Origin of the sequence: Bradyrhizobium mercantei (genome assembly GCF_001982635.1) — a bacterium.
Classification (GTDB): Bacteria; Pseudomonadota; Alphaproteobacteria; order Rhizobiales; family Xanthobacteraceae; genus Bradyrhizobium; species Bradyrhizobium mercantei.
On sequence record NZ_MKFI01000017.1, the window covers coordinates 23,953 to 41,625 of the forward strand.

A 17,673-nucleotide genomic window follows, 5' to 3' on the forward strand; every position below is an offset into this window, starting at 1 on the left:
GAGCCGAGGCCATGATGGACCAGATTGCCGTTCACCAGGACAGCGCGACCAGCACCGACTGGCCGGTTGCGATCTACCGCACGCTGAAGAGCTTCGGCGTGGCGCAGGTGTCCTACGTTCCCGATGCCGGTCATTCCAAGCTGATCAAGCTGTCGCACGCCGATGCCGACATCAAGACCACCGTGCTGACCACCGAGGAGGAAGGCGTGGCGATGGCCGCTGGCGCATGGCTCGGCGGCGATCGCGCGGTGCTGCTGATGCAATCGAGCGGGGTCGGCAATTGCGTCAACATGCTGTCGCTGATGGCGAGCTGCCGCTTTCCGTTGCTGACGCTGGTGACGATGCGCGGCGAATGGGCCGAGTTCAATCCCTGGCAGATCCCGATGGGCCGCGCGACGCCGCAGGCGTTCGAGATCATGGGCACGACAGTGCTGCGGCTGGAGAACCCCGACGACGCCGAGGAGGTGATCTCGGCGGCCGCCTCGCTGGCCTATGACGGCGACCAGCAGGTCGCAGTGCTGATCTCGCAGCGGATGATCGGCCGCAAGAAGTGGACCAAGGAGACGCATTGATGTCAGCCGCAACAGGCACTCTCGATCGCCGCGCCGCCGTGAAGGCGCTGCTCACTGAGCGCGGTGAGCTGCTCGTGATCTCCGGGCTCGGCTCCTCGTCCTACGACGTGTTCGACGCCGGCGAGCATCCCGGCAACTTCTATCTCTGGGGCGCCATGGGCGGCGCCGCGATGGTCGGGCTCGGGCTTGCGCTGGCGCAGCCGAAGCGGCCGGTGCTGGTCGTGACCGGCGACGGCGAGCAGCTGATGGGCATCGGCAGCCTGCTGACCATCGCGACCAAGCAGCCCGGCAATCTCTCGATCGCGGTGCTCGACAACGGCCATTTCGGCGAAACCGGCATGCAGCTCAGCCACTCCGGCCTCGGCGCCAAGCTCGAGGTGATCGCGAGCGGCGCGGGCATCACCAACGTTACCGATATCGCCGACATGGCTGGCATCGAAAGCTTCCGCACGAGCCTGCGCGATCTCAATGGCGGCCCGCGGCTGGCGCGGATCCGTATCGCATCCGGCGAAGTCGAGCGTGCGCTGCCGCCGCGCGACGGCACGTACCTCAAGAACCGCTTCCGCGGTCATCTCGGCTTTGCGGTGACCTGAAAACATGTCCCCAACTTCGTCATTGCGAGGAGCAAAGCGACGAAGCAATCCATCGCTCCGCGCAGGCGGCGACAATGGATTGCTTCGCTTCGCTCGCAATGACGGAAATCAGAGTCGCCGCGCTCAGGCGAGCTGGATATCCCAGAGCCCCTCGGCGCGGCACGCGGCGACCTCGTCGCGCAGCAATCTTGCGATCAGCGTGATCGCATTCGAGCCGGGATGCTCGACCGGCGAAGCCAGGGTCAGCTCGCGCCGCGGCGCCGGACGCGCGATCGGCGCGGTCTCGAGGCGGCCTTCGGCGACCTCGCCGCGCACCGAGGACGGCGGCAGCATGGTGTATCCAAGCCCCTCCTCGACCAGGCTGGTCAGCACCCGGAACGAATCCGCCTCGAGCTTGACGTCGAGCGTGACCTTCTTCTTCGCCGCCGCGTTCTCGATCATGGCGCGGAGCCCGTGCGAATGACTGGGCAGCACCAGGCGCTGGCGCAGCAGCCAGCCGATCTCGACTTGCTTTCTCTCGCTCAGCCCGCTGCCGCGCGGACCGACCGCGACGATGCTATCGCGGCCGAGGCTCTGCACCGCCAGATGCAGGTCGACCGACGGGCCGTAGATCACCGCAAGGTCCATCTCGCCGCGATGCAGCCACTCGATCAGATGGCCGCTGTAGCTTTCGACGATGCAGAGCGAGATGCCGGGATAGCGCTCCACCGTGCGCCGCGCCAGTCGCGCCGAGATCACGCAGCTCACCGTCGGCACCAGCCCGAGCACGACGCGCCCGGACGGCGCGCCGCCGGCGGACTGGATGTCGTCGCGGATCTGGTCGATCTGCCGCACGATACCGCTGGTGCGCGCCAGCAGCAGCCGCCCCGCGTCGGTCAGCACCATGCCGCGGCCGTTGCGCGTGAACAATTCGGTGCGCAGCTCGTGCTCCAGCAGCTTGATCTGCCGGCTCAGCGCCGGTTGCGCGACCCGCAAGGTATCGGATGCCTTGCTCAGGCTCCCGAGTTCCGCGACGCACGCAAAGGTCCTAAGCTGGCGGAAATCCATACTTGCCAATCCTGGAAGGCAGGTTCATACGCTATAACAAAACAGCATAGGGAGTTTACCGGGGCCCCACAACAGCGGGCGCTTCATCCGGCATCCGCGCAACCTCGCGATAAGAAGAACCGATGACCGCACACGAACAGCACACCGACGACCATTCCGACATCCGCGACGCCGTCGCAAAGCTCTGCGCGCAGTTTCCGGGCGAATACTGGCGCAAGCTCGACCGCCAGATGGCCTATCCGAAGGAATTCGTCGATGCGCTGACGGAGGCCGGCTATCTCTCGGTGCTGATCCCCGAAGAATATGGCGGTGCGGGCCTGAAGCTGTCGGCGGCGGCGGCGATCCTGGAAGAGATCCAGCGCGCCGGCTGCAATGGCGGCGGCTGCCATGCCCAGATGTACACGATGGGCACCGTGCTGCGGCACGGCAACGACGCGCAAAAGGCAAAATATCTGCCGAAGGTCGCGACCGGCGAATTGCGGCTGCAGGCATTCGGCGTCACCGAGCCGACCAGCGGCACCGACACCTCATCGCTGAAGACCTTCGCGCGCCGCGAGGGCGACCACTACGTCGTCAACGGCCAGAAGATCTGGACCAGCCGCGCCGAATATTCCGACCTGATGATCCTGCTCGCGCGCACGACGCCGAAGGAGCAGTCCAGGAAGCGCACTGACGGGCTTTCGGTGTTCATCGTCGACATGCGCGAGGTGAAGGGCAAGGGGCTGGAGATCCGCCCGATCCGCACCATGATGAACCACGCCACGACGGAAGTGTTCTTCACCGACATGAAGGTGCCGGCGGAAAACCTGATCGGCGACGAAGGCAAGGGTTTCCGCTACATCCTGTCCGGCATGAATGCCGAGCGCATCCTGATCGCGGCCGAATGCGTCGGCGACGCCAAGTGGTTCATCCAGAAGGCCACCAACTACGCCAAGGAGCGCAGCGTGTTCGGCCGGCCGATCGGCCAAAATCAAGGCATCCAGTTCCCGATCGCAAAGGCCTACGCCTCGATGCGCGCGGCGGAACTGATGGTGAAGGAAGCCACCCGCAAATACGAGGCCGGGCTCGACTGCGGCGCCGAGGCCAACATGGCCAAGATGCTGGCGGCCGATGCCTCCTGGGAAGCCGCCAATGCTTGCGTGCAGACCCATGGCGGCTTCGGCTTCGCCGAGGAATACGACGTCGAGCGCAAGTTCCGCGAGACCCGGCTCTATCAGGTGGCGCCGATCTCGACCAACCTGATCCTCTCCTTCGTCGCCGAGCACGTGCTCGGCATGCCCCGCTCCTACTGAGTTCAGAGATCATGTTGCCGCTTGAGGGATTGACCGTCATCGCCGTCGAACAGGCGGTTGCCGCGCCGTTCTGCTCGTCACGCCTCGCCGATGCCGGCGCCCATGTCATCAAGATCGAGCGGCCCGAGGGCGATTTCGCCCGCGGCTACGACGCCGCGGCGAAGGGCCAGAGCAGCTATTTCGTCTGGCTCAACCGCGGCAAGGATTCCGCCGTGGTCGATCTCGCCACCAAGGACGGCCGCGCAGAGCTGGAACGACTGATCGCGAGCGCCGACGTGCTGCTGCAGAACCTCAAGCCTGGCTCGATGGACAAGCTCGGCTTCGCGCGCGAGCGGCTGCGCAAGGATTATCCCAAGCTGATCATGTGCACGATCACGGGCTACGGGGACACCGGGCCGTATGCCGACCGCAAGGCCTATGATCTGCTGATCCAGGCCGAGAGCGGGCTTGCCTCGATCACCGGCGGCCCCGAAGGCGCCTCGCGCGTCGGCATGTCGATCGTCGACGTCGCGACCGGCGCCACCGCGCATGCCGCGATCCTCGAGGCGCTGATCGGCCGCGGCCGCACCGGCCAAGGCGCCGATATCCGGATCTCGATGTTCGACGTGATGGCCGATTGGCTCACCGTGCCGCTGCTCAATGCCGAGGACGGCAAGTCGCCCAAACGCATCGGCCTCGCCCATCCCTCGATCGCGCCCTACGGCGTGTTCCGCTCGAAGGACGGCAAGGAGATCCTGATCTCGATCCAGAGCGAGCGCGAGTGGAAGACGCTGTGCGCCAGGGTGCTGGGCCAGCCCACTCTCCCCGACGATCCGCGCTTTACCAACATGGTCGAGCGCGTGCGCAACCGCGCGATCACCGACCAGATCGTCAGCGACAGCTTTGGCAGGCTGACGCGCGAGGAATTGCTGGCGAAGCTCGCGGAGGCCGACATCGCCTTTGCCGAGGTCAACAGCATGGACGACCTCGCCAAGCATCCGCATCTGCGTCGCATCGAGATCGACACGCCGAACGGCAAGGTCAGCTATCCGGCGCCGGCCGCGATCGTGGTCGGCGAAGACAGGCACTACGGCAAGGTGCCCGCGATCGGCGAGCGCACCCGACGTTCCTGACATCCCTCCTGCCCGGGCAACACAGTCATGACCGATAAACTCGACCTCGATCATCTCCGCCAATGGATTGGCAAGACCACGGAGGCCTCCGACGTCGTCACCAAATATCTGGTGATGGGGCTGCGCGCGACGCTGTTCCAGGAGATCGGTGAGCCGAAGGCCGGCGATGCCGCGCCGTGGACCACGCATTGGTGCCTGGCGCAGCCGGTGTTTCCGATGTCGCAGCTTGGCCCCGACGGCCATCCGACCCGTGGCGGCTTCCTGCCGCCGGTGCCGCTGCCGCGCCGGATGTGGGCCGGCGGCGAGCTCGAATTCTTCGACAGCTTGCGGATCGGCGACGACGCCAAGCGCACCTCGCGCATCGCCGACGTCACCGTGAAATCAGGCTCGACCGGCACGCTGTGCTTCGTCTCGGTCAACCATGAGGTGACGACGCCGCGCGGGCTGGCGGTCCGCGAGCGGCAGGACATCGTCTACCGCGAGATGACGACCACGCAAAGCTCAGCGCCTGCCAAGGCACCGCCGCCGCCGGCCGCGCAGCACCGCGAAAGCCACGTCTCTGACCCGGTGCTGCTGTTTCGTTACTCGGCGCTGACCTTCAACGGCCACCGCATCCACTACGACCGCGACTACGTTACCAAGGTCGAGGGCTATCCGGGCCTGATCTTCCACGGCCCGCTGCAGGCTTCCTTCATCGTCGAGCTCGCCGCGAAACTGCGCGGCGGCAAGCCGCCGAAGAAGCTTTCCTATCGCGGCGTGCAGCCGCTGTTCGAGGGCAGCGAGTTCTCGATCAATGCCAGTGACAAGGACGGCGGCATGGAGCTGTGGACCGCCAATGCCGAGGGCCAGCCGACCATGAAGGGCACGGCGACCTGGTAGAGCGCGAGCACGACGCCGATCGGAATGCGAGGAAATCACGAGGCGCTTTCATCGGCGCCTCGTATTCCCTATTGTGATCGCATTCATCCCTGGATCACGGATCATGAGTCGCTTCTGGAGTTCGGTCGTCCACAATCTGTCGCCCTACGTGCCCGGCGAGCAGCCGAAGATCGACGGCCTCATCAAGCTCAATACCAACGAGAATCCCTACCCGCCGTCGCCGCGCGCCGTGGCTGCGATCGCTGCGACGACGGACCGCCTGCGGCTCTATCCCGATCCGCGCGCAACCGCGCTGCGCGAGGCGATCGCGACGCGCTACGGCGTCACGTCGGACGAGGTGTTCGTCGGCAACGGCTCGGACGAGGTGCTGGCCCACAGCTTCCCGGCGCTGCTGAAGCACGACGCGCCGCTGCTGTTTCCGGATATCACCTACAGCTTCTATCCGGTCTATTGCCGCCTCTATGGCGTCAGCCATGAGGTGGTGCCGCTCGATGCCGCGATGCGGATTGATCTCGCCGACTACCGGCGGCCCGGCAGCGCCATCCTGCTGTGCAATCCCAACGCACCGACCGGTACGGCGCTGCCGCGTGCCGCGATCGAGGCGCTGCTGACCGAGCATCCCGACAAGCTCGTCGTGGTCGACGAGGCCTATGTCGATTTCGGCGCCGAGAGCGCCGTGCCGCTGGTGGCGCGCCACGACAATCTGCTGGTGATCCAGACGCTCTCCAAGTCGCGTGCGCTGGCGGGACTGCGCGTCGGCTTCGCCATCGGCCAGCGTCCGCTGATCGAGGCGCTGGAGCGGGTGAAGGACAGCTTCAACTCCTATCCGCTGGACTGCTTCGCGATCGCAGGCGCGGTCGCCGCGATCGAAGACGACGCATGGTTTGAAGAGACGCGGCAGCGCATCATCGGAAGCCGCGAGGCGCTGGTCGGCGGCCTCACCGAGCTCGGCTTCGAGGTGCTGCCGTCGCTTGCGAATTTCGTGTTCGCCCGCCACGGCGGTCATCGCGGCGCGGATCTCGCCGCGAAGCTGCGCGCGCGCGGCGTCCTGGTGCGGCATTTCCAGAAGCCGCGGATCGAGGATTTCCTGCGCGTCACGGTCGGCACCGACGAGGAGTGCGGCCGCCTGCTCGGCCTGCTGCGCGACATGGTCTGATCGCCATTCACCGTCGACGCAACTTGCGATCGATGGCGCCAACCTGCATAGTGACCGCGCGGCAAGATGCACGGTTCTCCGGGAAGGAGCTGTCATGCGGTTTGCGATCGGCGATGCGACCGTCGACGTCATCGTCGAAGACGACGATTTTGGGCTTCCGTTGTCCGAATTCCTGCCGGGATATGATCGCGGCTCGATCGAAGCGCATCGCGACACGCTGGAGCCGGTGTTCATCGATCTCGCCCGCGATATCGCAAAGCACGCGATCCAGAGCTTTGTGATCCGGACGGGCGGACGAACGCTGCTGGTCGACGCCTGCATCGGCGAGCACAAGGACATCCCCGAGATCCCGGCCTGGCACCGGCGGCGCGGCAGCGGCTTCCTCGATCGGCTGCGCGCGAGCGGCGTCGATCCAGGCGATATCGATCTGGTGTTCTGCACCCACCTGCATGTCGATCATGTCGGCTGGAACACGCGCCAGGACAATGGCCGTTGGGCGCCGACCTTTCCCAACGCGCGCTATCTGTTCGGCCGCCGCGAGCTTGCGGACTGGATGGCGCAGCATGATGCCGGCCGCGCGCCGCCGATCCACGCCCGCGCGCTGGAGCAGAGCGTCATTCCGATCGTCGAGGCCGGCCGTGTCGATCTGGTCGACGACGGCCATGAGTTGGGACGGGGTCTGCGGCTCGTCCCGCTGCCCGGCCACACCAGCGGCCAGATGGGGTTGCGCGTCGACTACCCACAGCACCGCGCGATCTTTTGCGGGGATGCCGTGCACAATCCGGTGCAGATCTTCCAGCCCGATCTGTCCACCTCATCCTGCACCGACCCGCAGCTCGCGCGCGAGACACGCACGAAGATCCTGGCGGAAGCAGCGGACAGCGGCCGGCTCGTCATACCGGCCCACTTCCGCGGCGCGCGCTGCGCCCACATCCGCCGGGACGGCGGTGGCTACGCGCCGGTGTTCGACACCGTTCCTCGGTGAAGCTCCAGCCTCAAACAGGCATGACGCCGCGAACCGGCTAGGCCTACGCGGCGGGCGTGCACCGCGTCGCACTGATCTTGATGCCGAGCCCAGCGCTCTCCTCGCGAAACTGCGCGATCGAGCGCGCATTGCGATGCGCCTCGAACGCGGCGTCGTCCTGGTAGACCTCATAGATCAGCAGTTTTGCGGCGTCCTCGCGCGGCACCAGGATCTCGAAATGCAGCGTGCCCGGTTCATCCCTGAGCGAGCGGGCACCGTGCGCCGACAGTAACGACTGCACCTGATCGCGCTTCTCCGGCGCGACCTCGACAGTTGCGATGAGTGCAAGTTTCGACATGACGGATTCCTTTCAAGTCTCAGATCAGCTCGCGGAGCGGCCGAAACGCGTCCCGAACTTCTCTGCTGAAGATGTCGGGCTGCTCCCATGCCGCGAAGTGGCCGCCGGCCTCAGCCTGATGGAAGTAGATCAGCTTGTGATAGGCCTTTTCCGCCCAACTCCGCGGCGCCACAAAACTCTCGCCGGGAAATGCGGTGACCGCGGCAGGGATCGTGACATTGGCAGGCAGATACAGGTTGGTCTTGTTCTCCCAGTACAGACGCCCCGACGAGATCGCGCTGTTGGTGAGCCAGTACAGCGTGATGTTGTCGAGCACGTCGTCACGGGTCAGTGCGCCGGCTGAATGGCCGTTGACGGCATGCCCGAGCACGGCTGATTGCATTGCCGATGCCGGCTGGGCATAGCCGTCGCCGTGATCGAGCAACCAGGCGGCGAGACCGGCCGGGGAATCCGCAAACGCCGCAAGCGACTGCGGGCGCGTGCCCATGATCTGCGCATAGGCACGTCGCTTGGCGAACTGAAGCTTGATCTGCTCGAAGGCGTGCTGCTCCTCCGCAGACAGATTTTCCGGCGCGGGACCGCCGGTGGAGACCGCCTTGAACACCTCGGGCGGGACCACGCCCGGTAGATTGACATGGATGCCGAGCAGTTCCGGTGCCCCGAGCTTGGCCATTTCATTGGAGACCGGCGAACCCCAGTCGCCACCCTGCGCCACGAACTTCGTGTAGCCGAGCCGCTTCATCAACTGGACCCAGGCCTGCGCGATGCGCTTCGGATCCCAGCCGACTGTGGTCGGCTTGCCGGAAAAACCGTAGCCCGGCATCGACGGGATCACGAGGTGGAACGCGTCCGATGCGCTGCCGCCGTGCGCGGTGGGATTGGTCAGGGGATCGATGATCTTCATCTGCTCGATCACCGACCCCGGCCAGCCATGCGTGACGATCATCGGCAGGGCATTGTCGTGCTTGGAGCGAACGTGAATGAAGTGGATGTCGAGCCCGTCGATCTCGGTGATGAACTGCGGCAGCGCGTTGAGCCGCGCTTCTACTTTCCGCCAGTCATAATCGGTCTGCCAGTAGCGGACGAGATCGCGCAGCATGGCTTGCGGGACGCCCTGGGAGTCGTCGTCGACGGTCTCCTTGTCGGACCATCGGGTCGCCGCCAGGCGGCGGCGAAGGTCGACCAGGTCTGCCTCGGGGATATCGATGCGGAACGGGCGGATCGCGTCATTGGTGGCCGCCGCGGCGGGATGCGAGGGGAATAGGCTGGCGGCGCCGACGGCGGCAAGGCCCAACGCCGCGCCCGTGAGCAGCTTGCGTCTGTCGTGGTCGATCGCTTCCGGAGTCGGCTGGCTCATCGCGATTGCAACTGCTGTCTTCGATGTCGTGGTCATTTCACTGTCTCCTTGGAATCGGAGGCCGCCGGCAAGGCCGCGATCACCTCCGTTGTTGTCAGGATGGAATGGGCGTAGGTCGGCCCGTTGAGCTCGTGCGCGGCATGCATCATGTCGTGCGAGAAGGCGGCGGTGGCGTCGCGCACCAGCGTCACGTGGTAGCCGAGCTCCATCGCGAAACGCGCGGTCGATTCGATGCAGGTGTTGGCCAGCAGACCGACCACGATCACATGCGTGATGCCTTTCTGCTTCAGCAGGAAATCGAGATTGGTGTTGGCGAAGCCGCTCTGCCCCCAATGCTCCCCGGCGATCAGATCGCTGGGCCTGGGCGCGAAATCCGGATGCCATTCGCCACCCCACTCGCCGCGTGCAAAGCTGTGACGCTGCATGATCAAACGTTGCGACGGGTTGGGATGATCCCAGTCCTCATAGTCGCCCGGCTCCCAGCGCCGGTGCGGGACGATCGCCACCTGGATGCCGGCGGCCCTGACCGCGCGATCAAGCCGGCGCAGATTGTCGAGCAGCCCGACCTCGTCGGCGATCGGCTTGATGCGCGGAAACACCTTGCCGCCCTCGGACAGGAAGTCATTGTAGGGGTCGACCAGAAGCAGCGCAGTTCGCTCGCGTGGATAGACGGTCTCGGACATCGATCACTCCCTGGCCACCAGGCGGCCGGTTGGATTTGCTGCAATGACGCGCTTGGTTTACTCCGGCAGCGGCTTGCCGGCCTGCTCGCGGACGATGTAGTCGGCGTACCAATCGGGCCAGTTCGCATCGTGCCCGCCGGTCCGCTTCTCATGCTCGCCATGGGCTTTGGCTGCGCGGATCAGCGCAGCAGCGAGATCGGCAGACGAGGAGAAGTTCGTGCTGTTGCCGTCGACCCGCCCGGGCAGGCGTTGCGTGACCTGCTGCAGCAGCCAGACATTGCCGTCGGGATCGTTGAACGTGGCGAGCGCGCCATAGCTTGGCCGCTCCGGGTCTGGTCCCTTGATGCGGCCTTCGGCGCCGCGGTGAAACACCTCGCTGACATCGGCGCCGCGCGCGATCAGTTCGGCACGTGCCGCTTCGATATCATTGACGATCAGGAAGCGCGGCAGCCCGGCTCCCGCGCCGAGATGGATCGAGGTCGGCGAACCCGGCGGCGTGAGTTGCACGGCGCGCGAACCGTCGGGCCTGACGAAGTCGGCATCAAGCCGCCAGCCGAGGTCCTGGTAAAAGCGCTTGGCGCGATCGACATCGGCGACGGGAATGACGACGACCTCGAGCTTCAAATCGACTTTGGCCGCTGCCGGCGCCTGTTCGGTGGTCATTGCTCGCTCCTTGGTGATGAAAGACCGGGCCCAAAGTGGCCCATTGCATTTGCGATGATGCCGGGCCATATTGCTATGAAAATCATAGTAACAAGCCCGATGAAAAAATCGTGATGACGAAAATCAAGGACAACACGACTGACCAAACGCTGTGTCCGGTCGCCCGCGCCGAGGCCGTCGTGGGCGACCGCTGGACTGTACTGGTTCTGCGCGAATTGTTCGCGCGCAGTCATCGCTTCGAGGAGATCCAGGCACAGACCGGCGGCACGCCGCAGATGATCACCGCACGACTGAAAAAGCTGGAGGCGGACGGTCTGGTGACGCGGCGCGTCTACAACAAGCACCCGTTGCGCCACGAATATCACCTCACCGAGAAAGGCACGGCGTTCTTTCCGGTGCTGATGGCGCTGCGCGCCTGGGGTGAGGCCTGGTGCAAGTCACCCAGGGATGGCCGCGCCATGAATTACACGCACATCACCTGCGGCAAGCCGGCCGGGCTCGGCCCGGTCTGCGAGTCCTGCGGCGAGCCGGTGCGTCGCGACGACATGGTTGGAGAGCGGACACCCAAATATCAAAAAGAGCGCGACGCGCGATGGGAAGCCTTCAAGGCGAGCCGCTGACCCATTTGGGACCAATGACGAAGCGGACAACGCAATCGCCGTCAGACCAATGAAGCACCTCGATCACGCGGGTCTCTTATGGACGAGCCCCGTATCACACAGGAGACCACCATGCCATTCGTTCGTATCGACCTGAAGCGCGGCAAGTCCGCCCAATATCGCAAGACCCTGGGCGAGATCGTCTACAAGGCGATGCGCGACACCATCAACGTGCCGGAGAATGACAAGTTTCAGATCATTACCGAGCACGATCGCGGCGAGCTGAACTACGCCGACAACTATCTCGGCAACACCTACAGCGATGACCTCATCTTCATCCAGATCACCATGAATGCCGGACGTACGGTCGAGATGAAGAAGGCGTTCTACAAGCGCATCGTCGACGATTTCCAGAGCCAGTTGCAGGGACGCCCGGACGATATCTTCATCAACCTGGTCGAGGTCACCAAGGAAAACTGGTCGTTCGGCAACGGCATCGCGCAATACGCGAGCTGACCGCAGAACAGGCATGCGCCGGACGGCGGGTCGCCTTGCCCGGCGGCTTGCCGTCCGCAGCTTGCGGCCGACGTTGCCAGCACGCATAGTGCCGCCCGTGCACGAACAACAACAAGCAGGGAGGCAACCATGAGGACGATCGCAGCCGCGCTGTGCGCGCTCGCGCTGATCGCAACCGGTGCGCAGGCACAGACGCTGAAGGATTTCATGGCAACGGTCATGAAGAAATGGACCGCGCCGTTCGAACCGTACGAGCTCATCGACAATATCTACTATGTGGGCACCGACGGGATCGCGGTCTACATCATCAAGACGTCGCAGGGGCTGATCCTGATGGACACGGCGATGCAGCAGTCGACCGGCATGATCAAGGACAACATCACCAGGCTCGGCTTCAAGGAAGCCGACATCAAGATCATCCTCAACAGCCACGCCCATCTCGATCACACCGGCGGCTTTGCCGAGATCAAGCAGGAGACCGGCGCGCAAATGATCGCCGGCGAGCGCGACAAGCCGCTGCTCGAGGGCGGCTACTATCCGGGCGACGAGAGCAACGCCGATCTTGCGTTTACGCCTGTGAAGGTCGACCGCACCGTCAAGGAAGGCGACAAGGTGACGCTCGGCGATGTGACGCTGACCGCGCATGCGACGCCCGGCCATTCGCCCGGCTGCACCAGCTGGGAGATGACGGTGAAGGACGGCAACCAGCAGCGCAACGTGCTGTTCTTCTGCAGCGGAACCGTGGCGCTGAACCGGCTGGTCGGCCGCCCGACCTATCCCGGCATCGTCGACGACTACCGCTCGACCTTCGCCAAGGTCAAGGCGATGAAGGTCGACGTGCTGCTCGGGCCGCATCCGGAGGTCTACGACATGCAGGCCAAGCGCGCGCAGATGAAGGACGGCGCGCCGAACCCGTTCGTGAAGCCGGGCGAGAACGCCACCTATGTGGCGGCTCTCGAGCAGGATTTCGACAAGCAGCTCGCCAAGCAGACCGCCGCGCTGCAGAAGGCCAATTAGGGCCATCGCCAAACGTCGCCCCGTCATCCTGAGGAGCGCGCAGCGCGTCTCGAAGGATGTACGGCCCGGCCGGTGGCCACGCCCCCTTCGAGGCTCGCTCCGCTCGCACCTCAGGATGACGTGGATTCGGCCGTTGCCGCGGCAACTATGGAGGCTGCGGCTTGACATCGTCAGGCAATCCATCGACAGGTGGATTGCCTTTCCGCTTTTGCCGCGCGCAATGACGGAACGTAACAAGACCGCAATGGGAGCCGCCCGATGTCGACGCGCAAACCCGCCGCCAAAGGCAAAACCGTCACCGTCAAGGACGCCACCTTCGGCCTGCTGCGCGCCTGGGGCATCAAAAAGGTGTTCGGCAATCCCGGCTCGACCGAGCTGCCGTTCCTGAGCGACTGGCCCGACGACATCGACTACGTGCTCGGCCTGCAGGAGGCTTCCGTCGTCGGCATGGCCGACGGCTATGCGCTGGCGACGCGCAATGCCGGTTTCGTCAATCTGCATTCGGCGGCCGGGGTCGGCAACGCGCTCGGCAACATCTACAACGCCTATCGCAACCAGACCCCGCTGGTGATCACCGCGGGCCAGCAGGCGCGCTCGATCATGCCGCTGCAGGCCTTCCTCTACGCCGAGCGCGCCTCCGAATTCCCGCGGCCTTACGTGAAGTTCGCGGTCGAGCCGGCGCGTGCCGAGGACGTCCCGGCCGCGATCGCGCGCGCCTACTACGTCGCGATGCAGCCGCCCTGCGGGCCGACCTTCGTCTCGGTGCCGATCGACGATTGGGCGCATGCGACGCAGCCGCTCGACGCGCGCCAGGTCAGCCGCGAAGTCGGCCCCGATCTGTCGGCGATGCAGGCGCTGGCGGCCGCGCTCGGCGAGGCCAAGCACCCTGCCCTCGTCGTCGGCCCTGCCGTCGATCGCGCGCAAGCCGTCGATCTCATGGTTGACGTCGCCGAGAAGACGAAAGCTGCGGTCTGGGTCAGCCCGTTCTCGGCGCGCTGCTCATTCCCGGAGCGGCATCCGCAATTCGCCGGCTTCCTGCATGCCGCACCGGGGCAGCTTTCCGACGCGCTGCGCGAGCACGATCTCGTCGTCGTGGTCGGCGCGCCGGTGTTCACCTTCCATGTCGAGGGCCACGCCGCGATCTTCGACGGCGCGACCACGATCTTCCAGATCACCGACGATCCCGATGCCGCCGCGATGACGCCCACAGGCCGCAGCATCGTCGCGACCATGAAGCCGGCGCTGACGGCGCTGCTCGAGCTGCTGCCCGAGACCAAGCGCGCCGCACCGGCCGGCCGCATCCTGCCGCCGGCGCCCGCGGCCGGCGACCCGATCCCCGCCGAATATGCGCTGCATGCGCTTTCGGCCGCGATGGGGCCGCAGGATGCGCTGGTCGAGGAAGTGCCGTCGCACCGCCCCTTGATGCAGAAGGCGATGCCGATGCGCGGCCAGGACAGTTTCTACACCATGGCGAGCGGCGGCCTCGGCTACAGCCTGCCGGCCGCGGTCGGCATGGCACTCGGCCGCCGCGAGGGGCGCACCGTCTGCCTGATCGGCGACGGCTCGGCGATGTATTCGATCCAGGCGCTGTGGACCGCGGCGCAGCGCAAGCTGCCGCTGACGGTCGTGGTGATGAACAATTCCGGCTACGGCGCGATGCGTTCGTTCAGCCAGGTGATGCAGGTGCGCAACGTGCCGGGCCTCGATTTGCCCGGGATCGATTTCGTCAAGCTCGCCGAAGGCATGGGCTGCGACGCGGTGCGGGTGACGAAATCAGCCGAGCTCGCCGCTGCCTACCAGCGTGCACTGTCGCATCAGGGCGCCAGCCTGATCGAGGTAATGGTCGATTCCGCGGTGCCGCTGCTCTACACGCAGAAGAGCTAGGGACCAGACGCGGGCTCGCACGCACTCGTAAGGATGCCACCGGCGGCTGGGTTTCCTCCCCCCTTGCGGGGGAGGGTTAGGGAGAGGGGTGCCACACGGCATGCTCTCTCGAATATGAGTCTCACTCAATATGAGTCTCAACAAAACCCGATCGAGATTGCGAAAGCGATACTCACATCAATACCTCGCCCGGGGCTTACCCCTCTCCCCAGCCCTCCCCCGCAAGGGGGGAGGGAGCCCGGTCGGCGTGCTCACCTCACGAGTGCCGGCTCGTGCTTCAGCTCTGACGGCGCCGGCACCTCGCAGCCGGTGGCGCAGCAGCGGCCGGGCTGCTTCGATACCCGTTGGCCCTCGTCGACGAGGCCGCGGCCGAGCAGATTCTCGACCAGTTCGGCCTTCTCCATCACGGGATAATTGCGCCAGATCTCGCGCTTCATCGCCTCCGGCGAGCCGCCGCCGTGCAGCGAGATCACCGAGTACCAGCCGGCTTCGTGCGACACCGTGAGGTCCTCGATCAGCCGCGCCACCTCGGCGCGCTGCTCGGCGGGGATATCGGGACGACCGCCCATCACGGCCGCGAGCGAGGCGCGCGTTTCCGGATTGTGGTCCTCGTCGGGACCCGGCAGCGCCACGATCAAGCCGCCGGAGACGTAATGCGCGACGCGGTGCATGTCGTAGATCTTGGTTGCCAGCAACAGCTTGCCGATGTTCGAGAACACCGCGTCCGGCATCACCGAACCGGCCGGGTCCTTCGTGCAATAGACCGAGGACGCGACGCCGCAGGCATAGAAGCTCTCGGTGATGGTGATGAGCTCGACCATCGCCTCGCGGATATGGGCGTGCTTTTCGGCATCGAGCCCGTTGGCCTCGATCATCAACGCGCCGGCGCCGATCAGGAGATCGCCGAAGCCGGCGCGCGCGCCGATGCAGGAATGCCGGTGATGCGTGGCGTAGGAGGTGGTGAGGAAGCCGCCCTCCTCGGTCTCGCCGGCGAGGAAGACGCGGTCATGCGGCACGAACACGTCGTCGAAGATCACGACGCCGACCGACTGGCCGTACTTCGCCGAGAATTTTGCCGCGGCATCGCCGGGCCGGCCGGCCGGGCGCGCCACGATCGTGACGCCGGGCGCATCGATCGGCACGGCGCAACACACCGCAAAATCCTTGTCGTCGGGCACATGGGTGCGGCACGGCATGACCAGGAATTCGTGCATGTAGGGCGCGCCGGTCACGATCGCCTTGGTGCCGCGGATCACGATGCCGTCCGGGCGACGCTCGCTGATGTGGACATAGACGTCCGGATTGGCCTGCAGGCCCGGACGCTTGGAGCGGTCGCCCTTGGCATCGGTCATGGCGACGCCGAGCGTCAGGTCCTGGTCCTGCACCTCGTGCAGATAGTTGAGGAAGCGCTGGCTGTAATCGGTGCCGTGGCGATCGTCGGTCAGCCTGGTCGCCTGGTAGAGCCCGTTGAGCGCATCATGGGTGAGATAGCGCTGCGCGCAGCCTGAGGTGCGGCACACCAGCCGCACCGCCTCGAGCTTGTAGAGCAGGTCCTGCGAGCTCTCGTTGATGTGGAGCATTCGGTTGACGGTCTTGCCCGAGGTCGCCTGCCGCGCCGTCATGATCGGCGCATGCTCCGCGCGATGCGCGAAATCATAGGTGACGCCGACACCGGCGACGCCCGGCGCCAGCAACGGCTCGTCCGCGACGCTCGCCACCGCCTCGCCGTTGACGAACACCCGTGGTCTGTAGCGGCGCAGGGATTCCCGGTAGTCGGCGGCCGTCATCAGCATGGCGCTTCTCCCTTGCTCATTTATTTGAACATTGTTAAATTATTGAACACTGTTAGAATTGAGTCAAGAACGGATTCGCCGGATGCAGATGCGCGAGAGCAGGAAGGAAGCGGTCAGCCGCCACAAGCGGGAGCTGATCCTCGACGCGGCGCGCAGTGTATTCGCCGAAGAAGGGCTGGAGGGCGCGAGCCTGCGGGCGATCGCGACGCGGGCCGGCTACACGCCGGCGGCGCTGTATTTTCATTTCGATTCCAAGGAAGCGATCTATGCCGAAGTGCTGCGGCAATCGCTGGCCTCGCTGGGCGAGGCCGTCAACGCGGCGGTCGCGACCACGCGCGGCGCCAAGCAGAGGCTGCACGCTGCCGGCATGGGCTTCTTCCGCTACTATGCGGACAATCCGCGCGACCTCGATCTCGGCTTCTATCTGTTCCGCGGCGGCATGAAGCCGGCCGGGCTCGGCCACGACCGCGACCACGCGCTGAACGCCGCGCTGGAGGCCGCACTGCACCCGATCGCGGAGGCCGCCGAGGCGCTCGGCGCGTCAAGGCAAATGGCCAACACGGTGATGGTGGACTGCTTCGCCCACGCCACCGGCCTGCTGCTGTTGCTGCACACCGGCCGCATCAGGATGTTCGGCGCCTCGGCCCCCGATCTGATGGACGCCTATCTGCGCGAGAAGATCGCGCAACTCCGCAAGGAGTGAGAGTGCGTGGATCAAGTCATGGACTTCCGCGCGCGAAAGTGAGGATGGCACCGGCGGAAGGGTTTCCTCCCCCCTTGCGGGGGAGGGTTAGGGAGAGGGGTACCACACGGATGCTCTCTCGATTTTCCTAACCACACGCGAGTGAAATAAACGCTTCGATCGACGATCTCGCTCGGGGCCACCCCTCTCCCCACCCTCCCCCGCTGTTCAGACCGGGGAGATGGTGGACGGGTGTTCGGAGACATCGTGGACACTTTCGACAGCAAAATATGGAGGCTGTCGGATGCCGTTCCGCGAGGTGTCCCGGATGGACGAGCGATTGGAGTTTGTGATGCTGGCTTCGGTCGAAGGAGCCAACGTTCGGCAGCTGTGCCGCCGGTTCGGCGTCAGTCCGACGACCGGCTACAAGTGGCTGGAGCGTTGGCAGCTTGACGGGATGGTTGGACTGCAGGAGCGATCGCGTCGGCCGCAGAACTCACCTGCGC

The 17,673-nt window shown here is 65.5% G+C and carries 19 protein-coding genes; 13 read left to right on the top strand and 6 right to left on the bottom strand.

Annotated features, from left to right (window positions below):
* Positions 1-11: 11 nt before the first annotated feature.
* Positions 12-572, top strand: coding sequence for a thiamine pyrophosphate-binding protein (locus BI327_RS40265; protein ID WP_089025730.1), 561 nt, complete (start codon positions 12-14; stop codon positions 570-572).
* Entirely contained in the window at positions 572-1,165 is a 594-nt protein-coding gene (locus BI327_RS40270) for a thiamine pyrophosphate-dependent enzyme (protein ID WP_076867180.1), read from the top strand. The genes BI327_RS40265 and BI327_RS40270 overlap by 1 nt, the downstream gene beginning before the upstream one ends.
* A 123-nt stretch (positions 1,166-1,288) precedes the next feature.
* Here BI327_RS40270 and BI327_RS40275 read toward each other — a convergent pair whose 3' ends face one another.
* A complete protein-coding gene (locus BI327_RS40275) occupies positions 1,289-2,212 on the bottom strand; it encodes a LysR substrate-binding domain-containing protein (protein ID WP_076867181.1) in 924 nt (307 codons plus the stop codon).
* A gap of 122 nt (positions 2,213-2,334) precedes the next feature.
* Here BI327_RS40275 and BI327_RS40280 point away from each other — a divergent pair, with 122 nt between their 5' ends.
* From BI327_RS40280 to BI327_RS40300, 5 genes are all read left to right on the top strand, one after another.
* A complete protein-coding gene (locus BI327_RS40280) occupies positions 2,335-3,504 on the top strand; it encodes an acyl-CoA dehydrogenase family protein (RefSeq protein WP_076867182.1) in 1,170 nt (389 codons plus the stop codon).
* Positions 3,505-3,515: 11 nt separating this feature from the next.
* On the top strand, positions 3,516-4,616 hold the full coding sequence (locus BI327_RS40285) for a CaiB/BaiF CoA transferase family protein (protein WP_076867183.1): 1,101 nt from the start codon (positions 3,516-3,518) through the stop codon (positions 4,614-4,616).
* 27 nt (positions 4,617-4,643) lie between these two features.
* Positions 4,644-5,495, top strand: a complete 852-nt coding sequence (locus BI327_RS40290; protein ID WP_076867184.1) for an FAS1-like dehydratase domain-containing protein — start codon at positions 4,644-4,646, stop codon at positions 5,493-5,495.
* A 103-nt stretch (positions 5,496-5,598) separates the two neighbouring features.
* Entirely contained in the window at positions 5,599-6,651 is a 1,053-nt protein-coding gene (hisC, locus tag BI327_RS40295; protein WP_076867185.1) for a histidinol-phosphate transaminase, read from the top strand.
* A gap of 94 nt (positions 6,652-6,745) precedes the next feature.
* Complete coding sequence (locus BI327_RS40300) at positions 6,746-7,636, top strand: MBL fold metallo-hydrolase (protein ID WP_076867186.1); 891 nt, start codon at positions 6,746-6,748, stop codon at positions 7,634-7,636.
* Positions 7,637-7,679: 43 nt separating this feature from the next.
* On the opposite strand, the gene BI327_RS40305 is transcribed toward BI327_RS40300, so the two are convergent.
* The 4 genes from BI327_RS40305 to BI327_RS40320 are packed head-to-tail and all read right to left on the bottom strand — an operon-like array spanning position 7,680 to position 10,676.
* Positions 7,680-7,973 carry a putative quinol monooxygenase gene (locus tag BI327_RS40305; RefSeq protein ID WP_076867187.1) on the bottom strand — a complete coding sequence of 98 codons (294 nt, stop codon included), beginning with the start codon at positions 7,971-7,973 and terminating at the stop codon, positions 7,680-7,682.
* A 19-nt stretch (positions 7,974-7,992) separates the two neighbouring features.
* Positions 7,993-9,366, bottom strand: coding sequence for an epoxide hydrolase family protein (locus tag BI327_RS40310; protein ID WP_083742424.1), 1,374 nt, complete (start codon positions 9,364-9,366; stop codon positions 7,993-7,995).
* Entirely contained in the window at positions 9,363-10,013 is a 651-nt protein-coding gene (locus BI327_RS40315; protein ID WP_076867188.1) for an isochorismatase family cysteine hydrolase, read from the bottom strand. The genes BI327_RS40310 and BI327_RS40315 overlap by 4 nt, the downstream gene beginning before the upstream one ends.
* Positions 10,014-10,070: 57 nt before the next feature.
* Positions 10,071-10,676, bottom strand: coding sequence for a VOC family protein (locus BI327_RS40320; RefSeq protein WP_076867189.1), 606 nt, complete (start codon positions 10,674-10,676; stop codon positions 10,071-10,073).
* 113 nt (positions 10,677-10,789) lie between these two features.
* Here BI327_RS40320 and BI327_RS40325 point away from each other — a divergent pair, with 113 nt between their 5' ends.
* From BI327_RS40325 to mdlC, 4 genes are all read left to right on the top strand, one after another.
* Positions 10,790-11,296 carry a winged helix-turn-helix transcriptional regulator gene (locus BI327_RS40325; RefSeq protein WP_076867190.1) on the top strand — a complete coding sequence of 169 codons (507 nt, stop codon included), beginning with the start codon at positions 10,790-10,792 and terminating at the stop codon, positions 11,294-11,296.
* 111 nt (positions 11,297-11,407) lie between these two features.
* On the top strand, positions 11,408-11,791 hold the full coding sequence (locus BI327_RS40330) for a tautomerase family protein (RefSeq protein ID WP_076867200.1): 384 nt from the start codon (positions 11,408-11,410) through the stop codon (positions 11,789-11,791).
* A 129-nt stretch (positions 11,792-11,920) separates the two neighbouring features.
* On the top strand, positions 11,921-12,808 hold the full coding sequence (blaBJP, locus tag BI327_RS40335) for a BJP family subclass B3 metallo-beta-lactamase (RefSeq protein ID WP_076867191.1): 888 nt from the start codon (positions 11,921-11,923) through the stop codon (positions 12,806-12,808).
* Positions 12,809-13,066: 258 nt separating this feature from the next.
* Positions 13,067-14,692 (top strand): benzoylformate decarboxylase, encoded by a 1,626-nt coding sequence (gene mdlC, locus BI327_RS40340; RefSeq protein WP_076867192.1) that lies wholly within the window; start codon positions 13,067-13,069, stop codon positions 14,690-14,692.
* A 251-nt stretch (positions 14,693-14,943) separates the two neighbouring features.
* Here the strand turns inward: mdlC and BI327_RS40345 are convergent, their stop codons facing one another.
* The gene (locus BI327_RS40345; RefSeq protein WP_076867193.1) at positions 14,944-16,485 is read right to left on the bottom strand and encodes a 4-hydroxyphenylacetate 3-hydroxylase family protein; all 1,542 of its coding nucleotides are present in this window, start codon (positions 16,483-16,485) and stop codon (positions 14,944-14,946) included.
* Positions 16,486-16,573: 88 nt separating this feature from the next.
* On the opposite strand from BI327_RS40345, the gene BI327_RS40350 reads away from it, so the two are divergent.
* Positions 16,574-17,188: a TetR/AcrR family transcriptional regulator gene (locus BI327_RS40350; protein WP_245335077.1), complete on the top strand. Its 615-nt coding sequence runs from the start codon at positions 16,574-16,576 to the stop codon at positions 17,186-17,188.
* 283 nt (positions 17,189-17,471) lie between these two features.
* Positions 17,472-17,673 (top strand): helix-turn-helix domain-containing protein (locus BI327_RS40355; protein WP_245335078.1); only part of this gene is annotated, 202 nt, incomplete at its 3' end.